Annotated in this window: 18 protein-coding genes; 3 read left to right on the forward strand and 15 right to left on the reverse strand. The window is 66.8% G+C overall.

Annotation, left to right across the window (positions count from 1 at the left end; translation table 11 throughout):
* Positions 1–3: 3 nt before the first annotated feature.
* The 13 genes from BLS81_RS01710 to BLS81_RS01765 form a co-directional block, all read right to left on the reverse strand.
* A complete protein-coding gene (locus tag BLS81_RS01710; RefSeq protein ID WP_256326020.1) occupies positions 4–1521 on the reverse strand; it encodes an EAL domain-containing protein in 1518 nt (505 codons plus the stop codon).
* Positions 1522–1915: 394 nt separating this feature from the next.
* Complete coding sequence (argE, locus tag BLS81_RS01715) at positions 1916–3082, reverse strand: acetylornithine deacetylase (RefSeq protein WP_093219921.1); 1167 nt, start codon at positions 3080–3082, stop codon at positions 1916–1918.
* A 49-nt stretch (positions 3083–3131) separates the two neighbouring features.
* Positions 3132–4613, reverse strand: a complete 1482-nt coding sequence (locus BLS81_RS01720; RefSeq protein ID WP_093219924.1) for an efflux transporter outer membrane subunit — start codon at positions 4611–4613, stop codon at positions 3132–3134.
* Complete coding sequence (locus BLS81_RS01725; RefSeq protein ID WP_093219926.1) at positions 4610–6208, reverse strand: DHA2 family efflux MFS transporter permease subunit; 1599 nt, start codon at positions 6206–6208, stop codon at positions 4610–4612. Before BLS81_RS01725 ends, BLS81_RS01720 begins: the two co-directional genes overlap by 4 nt.
* 2 nt (positions 6209–6210) lie before the next feature.
* Complete coding sequence (locus BLS81_RS01730) at positions 6211–7371, reverse strand: HlyD family secretion protein (RefSeq protein ID WP_256326021.1); 1161 nt, start codon at positions 7369–7371, stop codon at positions 6211–6213.
* Positions 7368–7601 carry a hypothetical protein gene (locus BLS81_RS20610; protein ID WP_176786978.1) on the reverse strand — a complete coding sequence of 78 codons (234 nt, stop codon included), beginning with the start codon at positions 7599–7601 and terminating at the stop codon, positions 7368–7370. Before BLS81_RS20610 ends, BLS81_RS01730 begins: the two co-directional genes overlap by 4 nt.
* 97 nt (positions 7602–7698) lie before the next feature.
* Positions 7699–9129, reverse strand: a complete 1431-nt coding sequence (locus BLS81_RS01735; protein WP_176787041.1) for a flavin-containing monooxygenase — start codon at positions 9127–9129, stop codon at positions 7699–7701.
* 71 nt (positions 9130–9200) lie between these two features.
* Complete coding sequence (locus BLS81_RS01740; RefSeq protein WP_093219930.1) at positions 9201–13460, reverse strand: translocation/assembly module TamB domain-containing protein; 4260 nt, start codon at positions 13458–13460, stop codon at positions 9201–9203.
* Positions 13460–15583, reverse strand: a complete 2124-nt coding sequence (locus tag BLS81_RS01745) for an autotransporter assembly complex protein TamA (protein ID WP_093219932.1) — start codon at positions 15581–15583, stop codon at positions 13460–13462. The genes BLS81_RS01740 and BLS81_RS01745 overlap by 1 nt, the downstream gene beginning before the upstream one ends.
* 176 nt (positions 15584–15759) lie before the next feature.
* On the reverse strand, positions 15760–16239 hold the full coding sequence (locus tag BLS81_RS01750) for a hypothetical protein (protein ID WP_093219935.1): 480 nt from the start codon (positions 16237–16239) through the stop codon (positions 15760–15762).
* Entirely contained in the window at positions 16236–16589 is a 354-nt protein-coding gene (locus BLS81_RS01755) for a hypothetical protein (protein WP_093219938.1), read from the reverse strand. The genes BLS81_RS01750 and BLS81_RS01755 overlap by 4 nt, the downstream gene beginning before the upstream one ends.
* Positions 16586–16921, reverse strand: coding sequence for a phage holin family protein (locus tag BLS81_RS01760; protein ID WP_093219941.1), 336 nt, complete (start codon positions 16919–16921; stop codon positions 16586–16588). The genes BLS81_RS01755 and BLS81_RS01760 overlap by 4 nt, the downstream gene beginning before the upstream one ends.
* Positions 16922–16947: 26 nt before the next feature.
* Positions 16948–17442, reverse strand: coding sequence for a hypothetical protein (locus tag BLS81_RS01765; RefSeq protein ID WP_093219943.1), 495 nt, complete (start codon positions 17440–17442; stop codon positions 16948–16950).
* Between the two features lie 141 nt (positions 17443–17583).
* Here BLS81_RS01765 and eno point away from each other — a divergent pair, with 141 nt between their 5' ends.
* Both eno and BLS81_RS01775 read left to right on the forward strand, forming a co-directional pair.
* Entirely contained in the window at positions 17584–18861 is a 1278-nt protein-coding gene (eno, locus tag BLS81_RS01770) for a phosphopyruvate hydratase (protein ID WP_093219945.1), read from the forward strand.
* A 52-nt stretch (positions 18862–18913) separates the two neighbouring features.
* Positions 18914–19258, forward strand: coding sequence for an FtsB family cell division protein (locus tag BLS81_RS01775; RefSeq protein WP_256326022.1), 345 nt, complete (start codon positions 18914–18916; stop codon positions 19256–19258).
* A gap of 153 nt (positions 19259–19411) precedes the next feature.
* Here BLS81_RS01775 and BLS81_RS01780 read toward each other — a convergent pair whose 3' ends face one another.
* Positions 19412–20320, reverse strand: coding sequence for an alpha/beta fold hydrolase (locus tag BLS81_RS01780; protein WP_093219948.1), 909 nt, complete (start codon positions 20318–20320; stop codon positions 19412–19414).
* Positions 20321–20435: 115 nt separating this feature from the next.
* Here BLS81_RS01780 and BLS81_RS01785 point away from each other — a divergent pair, with 115 nt between their 5' ends.
* Entirely contained in the window at positions 20436–22169 is a 1734-nt protein-coding gene (locus BLS81_RS01785) for a DUF885 domain-containing protein (protein ID WP_093219951.1), read from the forward strand.
* Between the two features lie 32 nt (positions 22170–22201).
* Here BLS81_RS01785 and BLS81_RS01790 read toward each other — a convergent pair whose 3' ends face one another.
* Positions 22202–23218, reverse strand: a complete 1017-nt coding sequence (locus tag BLS81_RS01790; RefSeq protein WP_093219953.1) for an LLM class flavin-dependent oxidoreductase — start codon at positions 23216–23218, stop codon at positions 22202–22204.
* Between the last annotated feature and the right edge of the window lie 26 nt (positions 23219–23244).

The following is a 23244-nucleotide window of genomic DNA, read 5'->3' on the forward strand; positions in this document are numbered from 1 at the left end:
TGCTCACCCGGTGCGCCAGAAGCTCGCCGGGCGCTTGAACATCGCTTCGCGGAGATCGCCGCCGAGTTGAAGGTTGTCATCGCGCAGGAACTGACGGAACGCCTCGATCGAGACGGGACGGCTGATGAGATATCCCTGCACCATGTCGCAGCCCATCACCGATAGAAGGGCAAGCGCGGCCTGCGTCTCGACCCCTTCGGCGGTGACTTCCATCTCCAGCGCGTGCGCGAGATCGATCGTCGACCGCACGATGAGCGGATCGCGGTTGCTGCTGGTGAGTTGCAGGATGAACATCTTGTCGATCTTCAACTCCCGCGCCGGTAGCTGCTTGAGATAGGCCAGTGAAGAAAGCCCCGCTCCGTAATCGTCGATCGCGATAGTGATGCCGACGTCGTCGAATCGGCACAAATTGGCGATGGCGCTCTGCGGATCGCGGATCACCGCCGTCTCGGTGATCTCGAAGCCGATCCGAACACCGGCTGCGCCGACCTTGCGACAGGCTTCGGCGACGAACTCGGCATCGCCAAGCAACTGGCCGGAGATATTGATGAAGATGGTCAGGTCGCGGCCATCGCCACACAGCGTCTTTTGATCGGCGATCACCTGATCGAGCGTCCAGAGCGTCAGCGCGCTGATCTGGCGGGCTTCTTCCGCGATGGTGATAAAATCGCCCGGCAGGATCAACCCACGGCGCGGGTGTTGCCAACGGATCAGCGCCTCCGCGCTCGATATCGCCTGACGCCGAACATGCACCTTGGGCTGGTATTGCAGGAACATCTCGCCATTGGCGATCGCCGCCGGCAGCTCGCGAACCAGTGAGAGCCGATCAAATGCTGGGGTGCCGGCGGAGAGATCGCGAACGATCGGGCGAAGCTCGATACGCGCCTGTTCGAGCGCACCTTCGGCTTCCTCTACGAGCCGGACATCCTCGGTGCTGCCGGCCGGTGCTGCTGCGGCCGCGAGCACGATATCGACGCGATGCAGCTCACCATCAAGGTCGAACGGTGTGTCGAACGCGGCGCTTAGTGCCTCCACCGTGGCCTCAATGGCCGCAAGATCGATCGCGCCGAGCTCGAACTCCGCGATGGTCCGCCCGGCTCCGACAGAACGGATGCCAGGGACGCAATCTGACGCGCGACCGATGAGATCGAAAATCAGCCGATCGGCGCGGGGCCGGCCGAGGTGGCGGCGCAATCCGGCGAAGTTGGTGATCTCGGCCAGCACGATCATCTGCCACGGCAATGTCGCAGCCGGGATGTCCTCCCGTCTGCTACTCGGGCGCTGGTAGCTGCCACCCGCGGCGTCCCCCGTCGTCGAGCCGAATGAGCGCGCCTCACCGCATTCGGAGAGCAAGCCACCACGCGGAACGGGCGAGGCGCCGAAGACGTGCTGGATCTGGAGAGCTCGCGCCATGCGCGCAAACCTACGCCCGAGCCTTGAAGGAACCGTTAAGTACCACTCCCAACATATGGGAAAGCGCCGGAAACCAAATTGTGAAATGCTTAATTTTTCGTTAAGCATAACCCGGCCCAACTGGGCACAAATGGGAGAAAGCAATGCTGCGTTTCATTCTCGCGCTGATCTACGGCAACAACATCCGTCCTTGGTAAATTTCTGACCCGGCCCGGCGAGATCCCGAAAAATTCCCGCATTTGGAATAGCTTAGGATTCTCGCCGGGACGGACTTACAGTCGCCTGCCAGCGTTATTGACATAGGTCGGTCCGCGGCAAGTCAGCTATATTTTCGCTTACCAGAGCTCCGGCGCCCGTGTGGCCCTGCGCTCGCAAGTCCATCAGATCGGCCAACCGAGGCCATGCTGCGCATCGAGATCGTGTCTCATTTCGGGAAACCTTGAAACGGACTGCCGGGCGGCACAGCCGCTCGATTGCTCGCTAAAATCAGGTATCCCCGACCTTATCTAAGCGCCTCGTCGAGCCGGGCCATGAACGCCACACCGCGCTCGAATTGCGCGACCTCCAGATACTCGTCCGGCTGGTGTGCCTGCTCGATCGAGCCGGGACCGCATATGATGGTCGAAAAGCCGGCCTCCTGAAACTGGCCCGCCTCGGCCGCATAGGAAACCGCGCGCGGCGCGCCATTGTCACCCGCGAGGCGCCGCGCGAGCGCTTCGGCGGGACTGTCGGGCTGGAGCGCGAAGGATGGCGTCAACGAACGCCGCGTGACCACCACGCCGGCATCGGGAAAACGCGCACGCATCGCCGCATCCTCAGCCGCGCACAGCGCCTCGAACGGCGCGATGATCGCCTTGGGGTCGTGGCCCGCGGGCGTGCGCAGATCGAACATGAACACGCATTCGCGCGCGAGGATGTTTACGGCAGTGCCGCCGTTGATCATGCCGATCGTCAGCGTGGCATGCGGTGGATGATAGGGCGAGTGCGGATCGGCGGCGCGCTCGAGATCCGCCGCGATTTCGCCGAGCGCCTGCATCAGCTTCACCGCGACCATGTTCGCCGACACGCCGAGATGGGTCAGGCTCGAATGCGCCTCGTGCCCACGCACCGTCACGATCCAGCTCGCGATGCCCTTATGGCCGCTCACCACCTCCATGTTCGTCGGCTCACCAACGATCACCGCGAGCGGCGGCGGCAGATCGCGTACCAAGGCGCGGATCATCGACGGCGCACCAAGGCACCCCACCTCCTCGTCATAGGACAATGCGAGGTGCAGCGGCCGCGCGACGCTGCCGCGCGCCACCTCCGGCACGATCGCCAGCGCGAGCGCGATAAAGCCCTTCATGTCGCACGTGCCGCGCCCGTACAGCCGGTCTCCGCGCCGCGTCAGCGTGAACGGGTCGCTGGCCCAGCCCTGCCCGTCGACGGGAACGACATCGGTATGTCCCGACAGCACCACCCCGCCCTCGACCGCCGGACCGATCGTCGCATAGAGGTTGGCCTTGCGCCCATCGTCGTTGGCGACACGGTGCGATGCGACGCCATGTTCCCGCAGGAAATCCTCGACATAGCCGATCAAGGCGAGGTTCGAATCGCGCGATGTCGTGTCGAACCCGATCAGCCGATCGAGGTGCGTGAGCGCGGCGGCGGCGATATGCGTCGTGTCCATCGCGGTATCTTACCGGCTGTTCCGGGGAGGTCAAAACTCCGCCCGAGCGCTACGGCGCCGTCGGGGCGCCCTCATCCCAGCCGCCGCCAATCGCCTTGAACAATGACGCGGTATCCTCGCGCAATTGCATGTCGCTGGCCGCGAGTTGCTCGCGCGCCGAGGCGACCCGGATTTGCGCGTTGAGCAATTCGTCCTGCGCCACGAAGCCGGTGCGATAGCGCGCCTCGACCGAACGGGCGCTACGCTCCTCGTCCTTGACCGCGCGCTTCAGCGCCGCGTTGCGGCGTCGCTCCGCGTCGATTCGGGCGAGCGGATCCTCGACATCGCGCAACGCGCCGAGCACGGTTGCCTTATACTGCGCATATGCCTCCTCGGCCTGCGCCCTGCGGATCGCCACCGTCGCCTTGCGGCGCCCCCAATCAAGCAGCGGGAAATTGACGCCGCCGGTCACGCTCGCCTGCAAACTGTCGCTGCTGAACAGATTGCCGAGCGATGTGGAAAGCAGCTCGCCCAGTCCGGTCAACTGGAACTTGGGGTATAGATCGGCGACCGCGACGCCGATATCGGCGGTCGCGGCGGCCAGATTGCGTTCGGCGGCGCGAATGTCGGGACGTCGGCGCAACAGATCGGACGGCAGCCCGGCCGGCACATCAGGCAAGCCCAGCACCGCGCCAGGCGCCGCGCTCAGCTCGGCGTCGAGCGTTTCGGGCGCCTCACCGATCAGAATGCCGAGCGCGTGGATGCGTACGCGTACATCCGCCTTGAGCGGTTCGAGCCGCGCCTCGAGCGTGGTCAGCGAACCACGCTGCCGGGTCACGTCGCTCTGGGGAACGAGGCCCGTGCGCGCGACATGGCCGGCGATCGCCAGTGCGCGCTTCTCGCGCGCGATCTCGTCCGTGACGATCGCGATCTGGGTCTGGTCCAGCCGCAGCGAAAAATAGGCCTGCGCCACTTCGGCGGCAAGCGTTACGGCCGCGTCGCGCTGATTCCACACCGCTTGCTCGGTGCGGGCGACCGCGCCCTCGACCTGACGGCGACCGCCCCCGAACAGATCAATCTCCCAGCTCGCATCGAAGCCCGCGGCATAGGTGGTGATGCCGGTGCCGGGGAGCGCGATCCCGTTGTTCGAACCGCTGCCGCCAGACGAACCGCCCGAAAACAACTGGGCGATCTGCGAAATGCCGCTGTTCTTGCTCAACTCGATATGGCTGGCGTTCGCGGTGGCATCGACCGTCGGCCGTCCCACGCCACGCGCCGCCACCTCCGAGAGACGCGCCTGCTGGACGCGCGCGGCCGCGATGGCGATGTTCGGGCTGCCCTTCAGCGCGCGTTCCACCAGCCCGTCGAGCTGCGGATCACCGAACGCGCTCCACCAGCGGGCCGGGTCCACCGCCGCGCCAGGCAGCTTCGCCTGCGCTTCGCCGAAGCTGGCGGGCACCGGCATATCGGGAGCATGATAATTCGGACCGACCGTACAGCCGCCCGCAAGTAGCGCCGCCGTCAAAGCGGTCAGCGTGGATTTCCGGATCAATGCGCCATTCCTCCGCCGCCACCGGTCTTGCTGGGGCGCATCAAGAACACCGCTGGCGAGACCACCAGCACTATAACCATCAGCGATCGAAACACGTCGAGGAAACCAAGCATCGCCGCCTGCCGCTGGACCTGACTGTACAGCAGTGCGAGCGGGGTGGTCGTGTCGCCCACGCTGCCGACCGCGCTCTGCGCCTTGGCGAGCCAATCGGTATAGTTGAAGTCGAGCGGATTGAGCGTCTGCACCAATTCGCTCTGGTGGCGCTGCATCGCGTTCGCCAACATCGACTGCGAACTCGCGATCCCAATCGTCCCGCCCAGATTGCGCGCGACGTTGAGAAGGCTCGATGCTTGCGCCGTCTTGTTCTGCGGCAGCCCGGTGTAAGCGACCGCGCTCAAGGGCACGAACAGGAACGGCAGGAACATCGATTGATACAGCCGCGCCATCGCCGCGTCGAAGAAGCTGATGTCGGCGGTGAGGTGCGACATGTTCCATAGCGCGAAGGCTTGCCCGAGGATCGCCGGGAACAACAGGAAACGGACATCGACGACACCGCTCAGCCGCCCGGCGAACGGCACCATCACCAATGTCATGAACCCGCCTGCGGTCAGCGCCAGCCCCGCGTCGAACGACGTGTAGCCGATCACCTGCTGGAGCATCTGCGGGATCAATTGGGTCGTGCTGAACAAGATCATGCCAGTCAGCCCCATCACCAGCAGCGTTGCAGCGAAATTGCGGTTGCGCATCAGCTTCACGTCGACGACCGGATCGTCGTGCTGGCTTTCCCACAGGATCAGCCCGATCAGCGATATGGCGGAGATGGCCGCGGTTACGACGATGAAGCCGCTCGAGAACCAGTCCTCGCGCTCGCCGCGATCGAGCGTGATCTCGAGGAAGCCGAGCCCCAGTGCGACCAGCAGTACGCCGATATAGTCGATGCGGATGCCGCGCTTGAGCAGCTTCTCGCGGTCCTTCACGATCGTCTCCGGCTCATCGACGAAGATATTGACCGCGATGAGCGAGAGTATGCCAATCGGAACGTTGATGAGGAACACCCAATGCCAGGACCAAGTCTCGGTGATGTAGCCGCCGATGGTAGGGCCGAGCACCGGCCCCACCACGACGACGATGGCAAAAGCCGCGAACGCCATGCCGCGTTGCGCGGGTGGAAAGGTATCGGCGAGCATCGACTGCTCGACCGGCGCGAGCCCGCCGCCGCCGATCCCCTGAAACACGCGCGCGATGATCAGAGTCGACAGGTTCGGCGCGAGGCCGCACATCAGCGACGAGATCGTGAACAGCGCGATCGAGATCATGAAATAGCGTTTGCGGCCGATCACGTCCGACAGCCATCCGCTGATCGGGATGACGACCGCATTGGCGACGAGGTAGCTGGTGAGCACCCAGGTCGCCTGATCGCTCGAAATCGACAGGCCACCCGCGATGTGATCGAGCGAGACGTTGGCGATCGAGGTGTCGAGCACCTCCATGAACGTGGGCACGCTGATGAGCGCCACGATCAGCCACGGGCTATACGGACCCGCCGCCGAACGGGTCGGATCCCAGCCGTCCTTGCGCGGGGCGGCGCTCGCCACGCTCAGCGCACCTTGACGGTGGGAACGACCGACATGCCGGGGCCGATCGGATACTTGCGCGGATCCGGCGCGTCCTTGCCGCCACGGTCGAATTCGATCCGCACGGGCACGCGCTGCACCACCTTGACGTAATTGCCAGTGGCGTTCTGCGGCGGCAACAGCGCGAACGCCTGCCCGGCGCCGCGCTGGACCGAATCGACATGGCCGTGGAACTTGATGTCCGGATAGGCGTCGACCTTGATCTCGACCGGCTGGCCGATCTTCATGTCGCGGAGCTGCGTTTCCTTGAAGTTCGCGGTGACCCAGACATGATCGGGAACGATCGCCATCAACTGCGTGCCCGGCCCGACATAGGAGCCGACGTTGACCTGGCGGTTGACCACCTGCCCCGCCACGGGCGCGGTCAGCCGGAGATATCCGATCGTGACATTGGCCTGCTTGACCTGGGCCTGACGCGCGCCGATCACCGCCTCGGACGCGGCGACCTGCCGCCTCGCGACCTCCACTTGCGCTTGCGCGCTTGTGATTTCGCGGCGGGCGGCATCGGCGGCGGCGGCGGCCGACCGCGCAGCGGCACGCGCCGCGTCAAGCTGTTGCCCAGCGATCGCCTGTGGGTCAATCCGCTGCAGCGCTTCATAGCGGGCGAGATCCTGCGCGGCCTTTTGGGCATCGGCGAGTGGACCCCGCGCCTGCTCCTCGGCCTTGGCGGCAGCGGCCTGTGCGGCGACGACCTGCGCGCGCGATTGCTCGGCCTGTGCCTGCGCCTGGCTGACGTTCGCCTGCGCTTCCGCGAGCGACGCCTCGGGCCCGTTGGGCTGGATCACCGCGAGGAGCCGCCCCGGCGTGACGTGGCGATTGTCGAGATCGGCGACCTGGATCAGCGTGCCGGCGACGTTCGGCGCAATCCTCACGATATGGGCATCGACGAAGGCGTCGTCGGTCGATTCATACTGCCGCGCGTCGAGGAAGTAGAAGGTGCCGACGATCGCGAACACCGCCGCCACGCCGATGACGCCGAACCAGAACAAGGGGCTTTTGAGCAGAGACGGCTTCTGCGGCTTCTCCTCGCCGCTGGCCGCCTGTTCCGCCGCCCCATCCGCGCGGCGATGCTCGTCGCCCTCATCGTCTCCGGTGCCGGAGTGCGGGGCCTGATCTTCGGTCATGCAGTCTCCTGACATTCGGCGTGCGGCCGGTCGAACGTCGCATCCGTGCGGATTTGATGTACGGGGAATCCGGTGAAAGCGTCGCTACGGCGCGGAGCGTTCTTGCGGCGGTCCCGGTGCATCGGCGATGCCATCGCCGCGCACGCCGAGATCACGTGCGGACGCGCGCCGGCAAGGCTGCGCTCGGCCGACCCACGAATCGCCATATTGGAAAACCGCCCCTGAACCATCACCCCCCGCCCTAACCGTTCGACCGAACGCGGCAACGCTTTTGTGCAGTGCGGTAGGCTCGTGAACGCCTTTGCGCCGTCCGGGTTCCCGCCCCACTCATGACGCACCCCCGTTCCGGTTCGAGAATTCCAGCTCGCGACCCAGGCGGCCAAAGCGTAGCCCGAGCAGATCCGCCACATAATTCTGTCGCACGCGCCATGGCCGCCGATGCCCCTGCTTCGGCAGTTTGTCAGCGGCACGCATGATGTAACCCGAGCTGAAATCGACGAACGGCAGCGGCGAGACGGCCCCTCCGAGCCGTGGCGTGACCTGGCGCATACCACGCCGCCGCATCGCGTTGAGCACGCGACAGATATAGCCGCTGGCGAGATCGGCGCGCAGCGTCCATGACGCGTTGGTGTAACCGAATACCAGCGCGAGGTTCGGTACATCGCTGAACATCAGCCCCTTGTAGCTGTAGCATTTGGCGAGATCGACGGTTTCGCCGTCCACCGACAGGGCGACTCCGCCGAGCAGCAGGATTTCGAGTCCAGTCGCGGTGACGATGATGTCGGCCGGCAGTTCGTCGCCTGATTCGAGCGCCACGCCGGTCTGCGTTACGCGCACCAGCCGCCCGGTGACCACCGCCGCCGTGCCCGCCTTGATAGACTCGAACAGATCCCCATCGGGTATGAGGCACATGCGCTGGTCCCACGGATCGTAGCGCGGCGTGAAATGCGTGGGGACATCATAGCCCGGTCCGAGCCGCGCTTGCGCCATCGCCGCGATCTTCGTGCGCGTGGCGGCGGGGCGCCAGCGCGCCAAACGATAGAACGCCATCTGCACCAGGATGCTGCGCGCGCGGATAACGCGGTGCGCGAGTTTGGCCGGCAACCATGCGAGCATGCGTCGCGCGAAGCCGTCCTCCGAGGGCAGCGAGACGACATAGCTCGGCGAACGCTGGAGCATCGTCACGCGCGCGCCAGCACGTGCCAGCGCGGGGACCAGCGTCACCGCAGTCGCGCCGCTGCCGAGCACCACGACGCGGTTGCCCGCGACGTCGAGATCTTCCGGCCAGAATTGCGGATGGACGATCCGTCCCGCGAATGCGTGCGCCCCGGGGAGGTCCGGCGTGTGGCCGCGCGCGTAATCATAATAGCCGCTGCATGCGAGGAAGAAGCCGCACGTGAACGCGCGCGCGCCTTCGGGCGTGTCGACCTCGATCGTCCAGAGTGCCTCCGCGCTCGACCACGCGGCGCTGCGGATTCGATGGCCGTACCGGATGTACCGGTCGATCCCGAAGGCGCGCGCCGTGTCGCGGATATAGTCGCGGATCGAGGCGCCATCGGCGATGGCTTTGGCCCCCGTCCACGGCCGAAAACCGTAGCCGAGCGTGAACATGTCCGAATCCGAGCGGATGCCCGGATAGCGGAACAGATCCCACGTTCCGCCGATCGCGTCGCGCGCTTCCAAGATAACGTAGGAATGGTCCGCACATGCCGTCTGCAAGTGATAGCCCGCGCCAATCCCGGACAACCCCGCGCCCATCACCACCACGTCGAAATGTTCTATCGCCACGCCGGTCTCCCCGTGGGTGGCGATAGGTCATCGCGCGTCCATCAGAAATCCCTCTTGTAGCGCACGCTCACGTTCGAGCTGCCAAAGGTGCCCGCCTGCGACAGCGCGCTCAATCCCTTGGCGAGCGCGATCTCCAACTGCGTCGCGGTGAAGCCGCGCGCGTCGGTGATGATCTCCACATAGATGTTCTTGGTGATATACTTGCCCGCCGCGAGGCTGGTGCCCTGCCCGGTCGCCTTGTCGCCGCCAACGATGCGCAGCCGGTCGAACCCGGTCGCCGAGCGAAGCTTGCCGAGCGGATTGAGTCCGCCGCCCCCGCCCCGCAGTGAGTTGAGCGCCGCCGCCAACTGGATCGCCTCGGTCGCCGACAGATCGGTGACGGAGGTACCGAACAGTAACCGGCTGAGCACTTCGTCTTGCGGCAGCGTCGGCGTCGAGGTGAAGGTGATCTGCGGATGCTGGCCGGTGCCGCCGATCGCGATGATCGCCGAAACGGTATCGACCGTCGTCGTCGCGCTGATGTCGAGAGTCGGGTCGGACAGCGCGCCACCGTTGAAGCGCACGATGCCGTGATCGATATCGAAGCGCTTGCCCGAGAAGGTGTAGGTGCCGCGCACGATCTCAGCCTTGCCGACGATCTTGGGATTGGCCGAGCTTCCGCTGACACGCATGTCCGCCGACCATTCGGATTCGAGCCCCATGCCGCTGACGAAAAGCTGATCGGGCGCGCGGACGCGGATATCGAGCTGGAACAACCCGACTGGCGGGGCGGCGGGGGGCGCCTGCTCCGCGGCGGCGGCCTTCACCAGATCGCTCTTGCGCCGGACCCCGGTCAGTTCGAGCACCTCGGCCTGCCCCTGCGTGACGATCTCATAGCGCGCGTTGGGGATGCGGATGTCGCCGGTGATCCGGCCGCCGTCCGCCTTGCTGTTGGTGATCTTGAGCGTGCCGCTCGCGGTCGCGCCAAGCGCATCGCTCTTGGCGAGCTGCGCCTTGTTGAGCGTCGCCTGGATGTTGATCGGGAAACCCGAATCCGCCGCAAAACCGACCGAGCCTTGCGCCTGCACCGTGCCGTCGCCAGCCTTGGCGCTCATCTGCGTGATATCGAGCCGATCGTTGGTGAACCGCCCGGCGATCTTCATGTTGGTCAGCCGCGTGCCATACGTATCATTGTCGTAGGTGAGATTGTCGGCACGGATCAGGCCGTTGAGCTGCGGCGCCGAGACGCGGCCGGAGAAGTCCGCCGCGACAGCGATCGGCCCGCTCAACTGCTGGTCGGCGAGGCCGGCCAGCGAAAACAGCACCGCCGACGGGCCATTGTAGCGGATTCCGCCGGCAAGCGGCGCCGACATCAGCCGGCTGGTCCAGCTTCCCGAAGCGGAACCGAGCGGCCGCAGCGTCGCGACCATCCGGCCCACGGTGGTGCCGCCGCGCGTGACGATCGCGCGCGCGTCGCCTCCGTCGGGCAAGAGCTTGCCGACGAACACGATCCCGACCGGCTCGGAGACGGTGGCGAGGCTCGCGCGCGTGAAATTGGCGATGGAGAGGCGCGCGGTCGCCTGCGGGAAGCTCGCCCCCGAAGGCTGACTGAAGTCCACGCCCCCGGTCGCCGTGCCGCCGAGGCCGAGGTTCGGCACCAGCGCGTTGACCATCGTCAGGTCCATGCGGTCGAGCCGGGCCTGTACGGTCATACCCTTGCCGTAGCTGCCGGCGATCCGCGCCGATCCGCCGCTCGCCCCACCGAAATCGATCCGCGTCGGCTGGAGCGTGTAACTGCCGCCGTCGATCGCGATCCGCGCCGGGTTGGCGGTCTTGAAGTCGATTCCGTTCGCCTGGCCTTGTAGCGCCGCCAGCCACAGCTTGGGGCTAAGCTTGGCGTTCGCCGCGAGCCGGAACGGCACCCCGCTCGACCCATTGGCGAGCAACTGCGCGGTGCCGGCACCGCCAGCGTAGTTCACCTTGGCGCGCGCGGCGGTGATGACGGCGGCATCATAGCGCAGGTTGCCGATCTGCGCGTCGGCAATGACCTGCGGCGCCTTGGGGTACAGGATCGCCTGCGCCTTGATGATCGCCCGGCCGATCGTGAACGCGGTCTGGCCGGGGATCTTGGCGTTGGTGGCCGTCGCGGCGATGTCGGCGCGTTGGACCGCGCCTTGGGCGCCGAGCACCGCCGCGCCGGCGATGCCCGATCCGGCGAACTGTACGCGGCCGGCGAACGGCCCCGCGCGCATCTGTTGGACCTTGCCGCTCGCGACCACGCCCGCGAACTGGATACGGCGGATATCGACCGTCAACGCCGGGGCGGTCGCGGCGACCACGTCGGCGGTGAACGGGCCGTAATTGGTGCCGCCCTTGGCGACGATCGCGTAGGCGGAGCCGGTGCCGCGCACCTGCGCTTCGAGGTTGACGAGACCGACGCCGACACCTGGACGCGGCGCGCGCAGCAGCACGACCGGCTTGGCGATCGTGCCGGTCACGCGCGCGAACAGCGGGCCGTATTGCTTCGAATAGGCATCGGCGTTGACGGCGAGCGGCCCGGCCGGATCGTAGCGCCCCTCGCCGCGCGTCACCGAGAAATCGGGCGCGGCGAGCCTGAGGTTGCGGAAGGTAATGATCCCGGTCGGATCATAGCCGACGTCGGCCTTCACGATCGCGTTGCCGCCGAGGAAGTTGCGCGCGCCTTCGTTGAAGATCTGCGACGTGCGCGCGACGACATGGCCGGTGATGCCGAAGCCGCCCTTAGGCGCGGTCACCAGCTTGGCGTTTGTGGCGAGGCTGACGATGCCGAAGCCCTCGACCCGGTAGTTGTTGACCTTGCCGTTGAGCGCGCCGCGATACATGCCGGTCGAAAGATCGGCCACGACCAACGCGGTCGCATCGATCTTGGACGAACGGATGCGCAGATTGTCCGATAGCACCTTGTCGCCCGATATCGCGAAGCTGCCGTTGATCGCGACGTTCTGGAGCAGACCGCCCGCCGCCGCGTTCAGCCCGACCACACGCGAAGCGCGCGCATTGACCGGGATCATGATGTGCTTGGCATCGACGGTCGCCAGCCCGGACGCATAGACGTTGTCGACGCGGATCGCGCCGAAGCCGATCTGCGCGCCCTGCACGACGTAATTGACCGTAGGCGTCGCGAACGGCCCGTCGAGCACCACGCTCGCCGCCACGTCGCGGCCGTTGAGGTTGGGCGCGATCGCGCCCGGCGTCAGCAATTTGGCATCGACCTTGAACTGGCCGAACTTGCTCGCGGCGAGATCGAGCCGCCCCTGCCCGGCCAGCGCGAGCGCGTCCGAGCGCAGCGTCAGCCTGGTATCGACGACGCGCTTGTTCATCACCGCGTCGAGCGCGATGTCGAGTTGCGGCGCGGTCAGCCGAGCGACCGGGTTGACCGGGGTCGCCTTGTCCTTGGGCGCGCCGCCCGGATACAGGCCGGGATGCGCATTGCCGCGCAGCTTGAACGTACCGTCGTTGGCGGTGAGCGTGAGGTCGGCGAGCGACGCGCCGCCGAGCGTGCCGGCGACCTTGCCGTTCCACGCCTTCCAGCTTCCCTTGCCGTTGACCGTCAGGTCGAGCGGCGCGGTCAGCTTGCCGATCGTCGCGACGACGCCGCCGGCCGGCGCGTCGAGCTTCGCGTCGATGTCGAGCTTGTTGTCGTCGGGCACGGCGTCGAGCTTCACCGCGAGCCGATCGCCGCCGGCGATGCCGCGCCCCGCCAGCGCCACGACGTTCGCGCTCACTTGCGCGCGCCGGTCGGCGATATGCGCGAGACCATCGACCGCGACGATATGCGCCTGCCCCGTGACGGGCTTGCGCATCACGAATCGGTCGATCTTGAGCCGGCCGACATCGATGTCGAGGCTCGGCAGGGTCGGCGCGTTGGGGTCCACCGGCGTCGGCTTCAACACCGGCATGCGGGCCATGGTGATGAGACGCGCGGTGGCGCTCTTCACGTCGGCATGATTGTTGACGAATGCGAACGGCCGCCAATCGACCGCGATGGCAGGCGAGGTCAGGAACACGCCCTGCTGATCGCGCACGCGCACGTCGCGCAGCACCATCGCACCGTAGATCGAGCCGTCGATCCGCCCCACCGTCACGTTCAGGCCGGAGGCGAGCGTGTAGCCACCGATCGTGTTGGCGAGGAAGCGGCGCCCCGGCTGGGTGTTGATGCCGAACACCAGAGCGACCGCGAGCAAGGCCAGCGCGACGAGGGCGATGCCCACCCATTTGAGCACGCGCTGCCACAGCGGCGCGCGCACGATGACGACCTGCTCGGAGGGGGCTTCGCTCGCCATCAGAACGCCTGCCCGATCGAAATGTAGAGTGCGATCAAACCGTCGCCCTTGCGCTTGTTGATCGGCGTCGCGACGTCCAGACGCAGCGGCCCGAAATTGGTGTAGAAGCGTCCGCCAATGCCCGCGCCGAAGCGCAGATCCTGCCCCTTGGGCAACACGCTTTCATAGCTGTTGCCGCCGTCGAAAAACGGCACGATGCCGAAATTGCCGAACCGGTAACGCGCCTCCAGCGAGAATTCGTTGAGGCTGCGCCCGCCGACCGGATCGCCCTTGGGATCGAACGGCCCGAGCCGCTGATAGCCATAGCCGCGCACCGACCCGCCCCCGCCACCGTAATAGCGCCGCGACGGCGCGAGATCGTCACGCGCGATGCCCGCGATCGACCCGGCCCGCACGCGGCCGGCCAGCACGATGCTGTCGCTCACCGGATAATAGCCGCTCACCTCGGCGATCGAGCGGACATAGGGGCTCGCCTTGCCCTGAACCGACGTCTCGGGGCTGAGGCTGATCTTGGCGCGATAGCCACGCGTCGGGTTGAGCAGGCTGTCGGTCGTGTCCCACTGCGCCTGGCCAGGCAGCGCGGCGATGAAATAGGTCCGCCGCACGTTGCCGGGCTTGGCGAAATCATACACGCTTTCGTTGGTGCCGGTCAGTTCGACCCCGAGCGCCCAGGTGAACTTCTTCTGCCAGATCGGCGTAGAATCATACGACATGCGCGCGAACACCGTGCCGGTGAAGGCGTTGTACGCATCATAGTTCGAATGATCGGCGGTGATGCCCGCGCTGAACGTGCGGTCGCGCTTGCCGGCGTTCGCCCGTTTGAAGGTCGCGCCGGCGCCCTGCTCCTGCGAGCCGCCGGTCACGTTGAGGATCAGCGCGCCTTCGGGCGGGAACAGGTTGCGGTTCGTGAAGCTGCCTTCGAGCTTGAAGCCCTCGCCCGTCGAATAACCGCCGCTCACCGACAGCGAACGTTTCGGGCCGGCGACCTGCCGCACGAGCAGTTCGACCTGTTCGGTGCCGTCCGGCCCCGGCTTGCCGGTCCGCACCGGCTCGACCGACGCGGTCGAGAACAGTCCCGTCGCGATCAGCGCCTGGCGCAGATCATCGACCTTGCGGCTGTCATAGATCTGCCCCGGCTTGAAGCGCGCCAGCACGCCGACATGATGCGCGTCGAACGCGAGTCTGCCGGTGGTCGAATAGCCGCCGAACGAGGCGCGCGGGCCGGTATCGAGCGGAAGCGTATAGTCGCCGGTCGTGGTCAGTTCATCGAGCAGGATGTCGCGCTGGCCGACCTTGACGAAGGGATAGCCGTTCTGCGGCAGCACGGTCGCGATATTGGCTTCGGCGCCCTGCACGCGGCCAGCCTCGATCGGATCGCCGGTCTTGAGCGCGAGCGCATTGGCGATCAGGTCCGGCGGGACGGTGGGCTGCGCATCGACCTTGACCGTACCGAGATGATAGAGCTTGCCGGGCGTGGCGTTGATGCGCGCACGCACCCGGCCGGGTTCGTTCGGCACCGTCTCGATCGTGCCGACGGCGGTGCCATCATAATAGCCCGCCGCGCGCATGACGCGCCCGGCGAGTTCCTCATCCTCATGCGCGCGCGCCGAAACGACCGCGGCGTTCTCGGCCTTGCCCTTGCTCTTGAGCACCCAATGCGCCTTGAATTCGTCTTCGAGGCCGACCGCGTCGAGCCCGGTAACCACCGCTTCGTAGCGGATCTCGGGGGTCTTCTCCGCCTTGTCCGCCACGGTGACGAGCGGGGTCGCATCGAAGCTGGCGAGTGGCGGCAGCGGCTGGTCGAGGTCCGCCGGGGCGGGAACGGCGGTCGCGGGCGTCGCTGCAGACGGGGTCGTGCCGGGGGTGGTGGCCGGGGACGGCGTCACTGGCGGCACCGCCGTTGCCGGGGCCGTTGCCGGGGCCGCCGCCGGGGGCGGCGTGCCGACCGGCTCGAGCGTCATCGGTTCGAGCGGCGCGTTGATATCGCTGCTCAGTGGCGGGAGCGCCTTGTCGAACTCGGCGTCGGGCACGATCGGCTGCTCGGCCGCACGCTCATCAGCCTGAGCGACCGGCGCGGCCGGGGCGGGCTGCCCGGATGGAACCTGTTGCGGTGCGGCGCCCATCACCGCAATCGCCAACCAACTCGTCGAGAAACCCGGTGCAATCAAACGGTTCTGCCCCCATTTCGAAGCAGACCGTTACGGTTCCACCCCATTGACCGGCCAACGCGCCGAACGGGAATTGGTTTCACGCCGGAATTGGTGCGACGAGGCGAAAGGGCGCTTCGCCGCGCGCGCGGCTATTCCTTGGCGGCAGTGGCGCCCTTGGTCGCCGCCGATACCCCGGCCGTCGCAAGCGCGGTGAGCACGCTCAGGACGAGCTTGCCCGCCGTGTCGCTCGCCGCCGCCCGGCTGAGCCCGATGCCGGCGAGTTCCGCCTTGCCCGCATCTTTCGCCGCCTCGACCGCGCCGCGCGCGGTGTCGGTCAGCTTGCGACCGACCGGCTTGAGCAATTTGGTCTCGCTCTCGCCGCGCGGGATGAGCGCACCGGCGAGCACGCCGAGTGCGACACCGCCGACCAGCACCGACAGCGGATTTGCCTCGATGCCCTCGGCGGTCTTGCGCGCGGCCTCCCGCGCGGCCTCGCTCGCAGTCAGCAGCGCGTTGTTCGCGGATTCCTTGGCGGTATCCAGCGTCGTCTCGATCGTGTCGCGGATGGTCGCTTTCGCCGGCGTGGCGTCCGACACTTCCGCGGTCAGCGCGTCATCGGTCTGGGTCATTGCGGCTTTCCTTTCGCGCCCTCGCGGGCAGTGTGAGTGATAGAATGCTTGGCCCCGCCCGCCGTATCCCCGCCTGCCGTATCCTTACCGCGCCGCCGAAACAGCGCCAGCACCGGCCGGCGCGCGATCAGCAGACCGGCGACCGCGAGCGTACCGGCGACGATGCCGGGGTTGCGCCGCGCCACCGCCGCCGCCGCCTCGGCCTGCTCGCGCAAGCCTTCGGCGGCGTTCCTGGCGACCGTGCGCGGATCGACGCGCTCACGCAGGGCGGCCGCCGATGTCTCCAGCCGCGCGCGCGCGATACGCGCCCGCTCCTCCGCAGCCGCGACCGGATCGACCGCGCCGCTCATCGTGCCTTGCCTTTCGCGCTGACGATCGACACCGCGATCCACACCAGCACCCCCGCGACCAGCAGCGTGGCGCCGACCGTGATGACCGTCGCCCAGACCGGCCCGAGCGCCTGCGCGATGCTCAGGATGACACCGACCAGCAGCGCGATCAGCGCGGCATGCGCGAGGATCAGCGCGGCGAAACCCAGGATCGCGGCGGCGCGATATTCGGCCACCGCTTTGCGCAGGCGGGCGCGATACACGTCGATCTCGGCGAGCGCGAACGCCTTGGCGTCCTCGATCAGCCGCGAGATCAGCGTGCCGATGCCGTCATCGGTGGTATCGTCGGCCATGCTTCCCCCGGAACCGTGATCGCCGATCAGGCCTGATCGACCGTGTCGGGCGTCAGGCCCGAGGCGACCAGCCGCGCCAGCACGAAGCCGAGCGCCGCCGCCGTTCCGATCGCGACCGCCGGGCTCTTCTGGACGAAACCGCGCGCGTCCTCGATCAGATCTTCGAGCTGCTTCGCCTTGAGCTGCTCGGAGAAGCCGCCGAGCGTTTCGGCCGCGCTGCGTGCATATTGACCATATTGCGGGCCGATCTTCTCATCGACGGTGTCGGCCGCGTCGGAAATCATCTTGGTCAGCTCGTCGAGCGCACCGCCCGCCCGCGCCTTGCCGTCCTCGGCGAAGGTGCGCGCTCGGTCGGTGGCTTCCTTGGCGAGCTTCGCCGCGCCGTCCTTGAGCGTCTGCGTCACGTTCGGCGTTTCCGCCTCGCCGGACGCGTTCGCGGTCGACTCGCCGTCCGCCGGCGTGTCGATCGGCGCGTCGTTCAACACGTTCGGGGTCGGTTCGTTTACGGTCTCATCGGCCATGACATGCCCTTTCCAAATCCATTGCGGCCTCAACCGGCGGGGCAAGGCGCGGTTCCATACGGCAACGAATTGCCGCCCGTGGCGATTGCCGATACAGGCCGCGCCAAGCACGCCTGACGCCAACGATAGAAGGATCGTTTCGTGACCGCAATCATCGACATTCACGCTCGCCAGATCATCGACAGCCGCGGCAACCCGACCGTCGAGGTCGATGTCATGCTCGAGGACGGCAGCTTCGGCCGCGCCGCCGTGCCCTCGGGCGCATCGACCGGCGCGCATGAGGCGGTCGAGCGCCGCGACGGCGACAAGAGCCGCTGGTCGGGCAAGGGCGTCCAGGGCGCGGTCGATGCCGTCAACGACGACATCGCCGACGAAGTCGTCGGCCTCGACGCGGAGGACCAGGCCGACGTGGATGCCGCGATGATCGCGCTCGACGGCACCGAGAACAAGGGACGGCTCGGCGCCAACGCCATCCTCGGGGTGAGTCTCGCGGTCGCCAAGGCGGCGGCGGATGCGCGCGGGCTGCCGCTCTACAAATATGTCGGCGGCGTTTCGGCGCATGTGCTGCCGGTGCCGATGATGAACATCATCAACGGCGGCGAACACGCCGACAATCCGATCGACTTCCAGGAATTCATGATCGTGCCGGTCGGCGCGGACTCGATCTTCGAGGCGGTGCGCTGCGGGTCGGAGATCTTCCACACGCTCAAGAAGGGGCTGCACGACAAGGGTCTCGCCACCTCGGTCGGCGACGAGGGCGGGTTCGCGCCCAACATCGCCAGCACCACCGACGCGCTCGACTTCATCATGTCGTCGATCGAAAAGGCCGGCTACACCCCCGGCGACGACGTGATGATCGCGCTCGATTGCGCCGCGACCGAATTCTACAAGAACGGCAAGTACGACATCTCGGGCGAGGGCAAGATCCTCGACAGCCATGAAATGGCCGCCTACCTCGGCGATCTCGTCGCGCGTTATCCGATCTTCTCGATCGAGGACGGGATGAGCGAGGACGATTGGGAGGGCTGGAAGGCGCTCACCGATTTGATCGGCGACACGTGCCAGTTGGTCGGCGACGATCTGTTCGTCACCAACCCGAAGCGCCTCAAGCGCGGCATCGAGGGCGGCTATGCCAACTCGCTGCTCGTCAAGGTCAACCAGATCGGCACGCTGACCGAGACGCTCGAGGCCGTATCGCTGGCACAGCGCGCGCGCTACACGGCGGTCATGTCGCACCGGTCGGGCGAGACCGAGGATTCGACGATCGCCGACCTCGCCGTCGCCACCAACTGCGGCCAGATCAAGACCGGCAGCCTCGCCCGGTCGGACCGGCTCGCCAAGTACAACCAGCTCATCCGCATTGAGGAAGAACTGGGCGACGCGGCGGTCTATGCCGGCCGGGGTGTGCTGCGGAAATAGTTACGCCATATTGACGGAATACCGCTAATTCGGGGTTGATCCGCGAGTCGCGATGCGCGAGAATCGCGACATGGTAAAGCGTACAACCCCGAAACGGACCTCGTTCCGGACGGTCCTTCGAAAAGCGGGGCCGCCAGCGGCCCTGCTGACCGTGGGCGCCTTTTTCGGCGCCTACGCGATCATCGGCCCGAACGGGGCGCTGGCTTACGGCGATATCGAGAAACATCTCGAACGCAAGCGCACCGAACTGGCGCTGCTCACCAAGCAGCGCGAGGTACTCAAGAACCGGGTCGCGCTGCTCGACCCGAAGAACGCCGATCCCGACATGGTCGACGAACTGGTCCGCAAGGATCTGAATGTGGCGCACCCCGACGAAGTGATCGTTCCGCTGAAATAACCGTCGCCCCGGCGCAGGCCGGGGCCGTTGCGTGTGGCGCGATCGGCTCGCCAGATAACGCAACGGCCCCGGCCTGCGCCGGGGCGACGTGTGGCCGCATCACCGAAACCAACTCCCCTCCCTGGCAGGGAGGGGAGCGAGAAAGCGCGGACGTTACGGCACGATCGGCGCGAGCTGCGGGTGAAGGAACTGCTCGCGCTGGATTTCTTCTTCGATCGTGGTCGCCTCGTCGATCGTCGGCGTGTGGCCGAGGAAGGTCAGCAGGTCGCGCGTGAAGCGATCGCTCTCGGTGATCGTCAGCGCGTGCGGCGCGCCGTCATATTCGACGAGCTGCGACTGGCCGATCGCCTTGGCGGCGACGCGCGCGGTCGCATCGATCGGCACGGTCTTGTCGGCGGTGCCGTGGACGATCAGCGTCGGCACGCGGAATTCGGCGAGATCGGGCCGGAAATCGGTGAAGCTGAACGCGTCCGCGCACGCCAGGATCGGCTTGAGCCCCGCCAGGTTGGCGGTCTGCTGCGCCCATTCGACCGTCTCGTTGCTGACCGGCGACGAGATGAAGCCGACCCCGAAGAACTGCTTGAAGAACGTCGCGAAGAACCCGTGACGATCCTGCTTGATGCCCTCGACGATCGCGCTGAGCTGCTCGACCGGCACGCCGTGCGGGTTGTCCTCGCCCTGCGGCATGTACGGCACCACCGACGAGATCAGCCCGGCGCCGATCACGCCCTGCCCGCCGTGCCGGCTCATATAGCGGGCGACCTCACCGCCGCCCATCGAAAAGCCGATCAGCGTGGCATCGCGTGCGCCGGTCGCGTCCAGCACGTCGGCGAGATCGTCGGCGAGCGTGTCGTAATCATAGCCCGAGAACGGCTGGCCCGAGCGCCCGAAACCGCGCCGGTCATAGGCGATCGCGCGGAACCCGGCATTGGCGAGCGCGAGTGCCTGCGCATCCCAACTGTCCGACGACAGCGGCCAGCCGTGGATCAGCACCACGGGACGGCCTTCGCCCCAGTCCTTCACATACAGATCGGTTCCGTCGCGGGTCTTGATATACGGCATCGGTCTTCTCCATCGGATCGGAGACAAAAACGATCCGGCGGGAGCCGCGTTCCCCCGGGGCTGGTGTGCGCGCGTGCAAGCTGCCAGCATTCGCGCAGATCGAATCGGAGTGCCTATGCGTACCATCTGGCTGGCCAGCGCCGCCGCCCTCGCGCTCGCGGGATGCACCACAAAGTCCCCCGCCCCATCCGCCACGACCACGCTCGCGCCGCTGCCGACCGGAAACTGGCCCGCGTTTCGCGATGCGTTCATCGAGGGCTGGTTCAAGGTCTCGCCCGCCGACGCGGTCTATCAGGGACGCCATGATTTCGATGGTGGCCTCGGCGACTGGAGCGCGGCGGGGCTGAAGCGGCAAGGCGACTTCCTGCGCGACGCGGTGGCCAAGGCGAAGGCGTTCGATCCCGCCAAACTCGACAAGCAGGCCGCGTTCGAGCGCGACTATCTGGTCACCGTCGCGCAGGGCAAGCTGTTCTGGCTCGAGGATGCCGACCAGCCGCACCGCAATCCGGCGTGGTACGTCAACAGCGGGCTCGACCCCAACGTCTATATCGCCCGCACCTATGCCGATCCGGCAACGCGGATGCGCGCGATGACCAAATTCCTCCACAAGATCCCGCAGGCCGCCGCCAACATCCGCGCCAACCTCAAGACGCCGATGCCGGCGAGCTATATCGATTTCGGCGTCGCGGCCTTCAAAGGCTTCGCGGACTATTACAGCAACGACGCGAAGAAGGCGTTCGCGGGCGTGAAAAGCCCCGCGTCGCAGGATGAATATGCGCAGGCATCGGCGGCCGCCACCAAGGCGATGAACGACCTTGCCGCGTGGCTTCAGAGCCAGCGCCCGGCGGCGACGCAGGACTTCGCGCTCGGCGCCGATCGTTTCTCGCGCATGCTCAGCATGACCGAAGGCGTCGACGTGCCGCTGGAAACGCTGGAGGCCGCAGGCAAGTCCGATCTGGACCGCAACCGCAAGGCGCTCGTCGCCGCGTGCGCGGATTTTGCGCCGGGTGCGACCGTGCCCGCCTGCATGACCAAGGCCAACGCCGACAAGCCCGCCAACAACGATCCCGTTGCCGAAGCGCGCAAGCAGATCCCCGAGCTGCGCGCGTTCGTGCTGACCCACAACATCGTCTCGATTCCCGACAATGAACAGGCGCTGGTCGAGGAAAGCCCGCCCTACAACCGGCAGAACTCGGCGTACATCGATCCGCCGGGACCGTTCGAGAAGGGCATCCCGTCGGTCTATTACATCTCGCCGCCCGATCCTTCGTGGAGCAGGCAGGTCCAGCTCGATTTCATTCCGGGCAAGAACGACCTGCTGTTCACCACCGTGCATGAGGTGATGCCCGGCCATTTCCTCCAGTTCCGCCACGCCAACCATTCGCCTTCGGTGTTCGGGCGGCTGTTCGTCGGCTACGCCTTCGCCGAAGGCTGGGCGCATTATGCCGAGGAAATGATGTGGGACGCGGGCCTCCACAAAGGCGATCCCGAAACGCACATCGGCGAGCTTTCCAACGCCTTGCTCCGCGACTGCCGGTTCCTCTCGGCGATCGGTCTGCACGCGCGCGGGATGACGCAGGAACAGTCGCGGAAAATGTTCGTAGAGCAATGCTATCAGGACGAAGGCAATGCGCGGCAGCAGTCCGCGCGCGGCACCTACGATCCGGCGTATCTCAACTACACGATGGGCAAGCTGATGATCCGCCGGTTGCGCGACGACTGGACTGCGAACCACGGCGGCCGCGCCGGCTGGAAGGCGTTCCACGACACCTTCCTCAGCTTCGGCGGGCCGCCGATTCCGCTCGTGCGCAAGGCGATGCTCGGCGGCGACGGCAAGGCGGTGTTCTGAGGCGCGCTCGGGCGGCGTGAGCCGCCCGAAGCTCAGCGCCAGCCAAGTGCTGGTGCGACGTGGGTCAGGACGGCGTCGAGCACGTGCGCGTTGTAATCGACGCCGAGTTGATTGGGCACCGTCAGCAGCAGCGTATCGGCCTCGGCGATCGCCTCGTCCTCGCGGAGTTGCTTGACGAGCGCGTCAGGCTCCGCGGCGTAAGAGCGGCCGAACACCGCGCGCATGTTATCGATGATGCCGATCTGATCGCTGCTGTCGCCCCGTCCGAAATAGGCGCGGTCGCGATCGTTCACCAGCGCGAAGATCGAGCGTGACACCGAGACGCGCGGCGCCCAGTCATGCCCCGCCGCCTTCCACGCCTCGCGGTACAGGCGGATTTGTTTCGCCTGCTGGACGTGGAACGGTTCGCCGCTTTCGTCGGCCTTGAGCGTCGAGCTTTGCAGGTTCATGCCGTGTTGCGCCGCCCAGAGCGCGGTGGCGTTGGCGCCAGACCCCCACCAGATTCGCCGCCGCAAGCCGGGCGCATGCGGTTCGAGCCGGAGCAGCCCCGGCGGGTTGGGAAACATCGGGCGCGGGTTGGGCTTGGCGAAGCCCTTGCCGTCGAGCAGATCGAGGAACACCTCGGCGTGGCGGCGGCCCATGTCGGCATCGCTCTCGCCCTCGGCGGGGGCATAGCCGAAATGCCGCCAGCCCTCGATCACCTGCTCGGGCGAGCCACGGCTGATCCCGAGCTGGAGCCGCCCGCGCGAGATCAGATCGGCCGAGCCGGCATCCTCGATCATATAGAACGGGTTCTCGTAGCGCATGTCGATCACGCCGGTGCCGATCTCGATCCGGCTGGTCTTGGCGCCGACCGCGGCGAGCAGCGGGAACGGCGACGCGAGCTGTTGCGCGAAGTGGTGGACGCGGAAATAGGCGCCGTCGGCCCCGAGTTCCTCCGCCGCGACGGCGAGGTCGATCGATTGCAGCAGTACGTCCGAGGCCGAGCGTGTCGCCGATTGCGCGGACGGCGACCAGTGGCCGAACGACAGAAAACCAATGCTCTTCATTGACGAATGTCCTTGCGTGTCGCGCA

The sequence above is a fragment of the Sphingomonas sp. NFR15 genome (genome assembly GCF_900103265.1).
Taxonomy (GTDB): domain Bacteria; phylum Pseudomonadota; class Alphaproteobacteria; order Sphingomonadales; family Sphingomonadaceae; genus Sphingomonas; species Sphingomonas pollutisoli.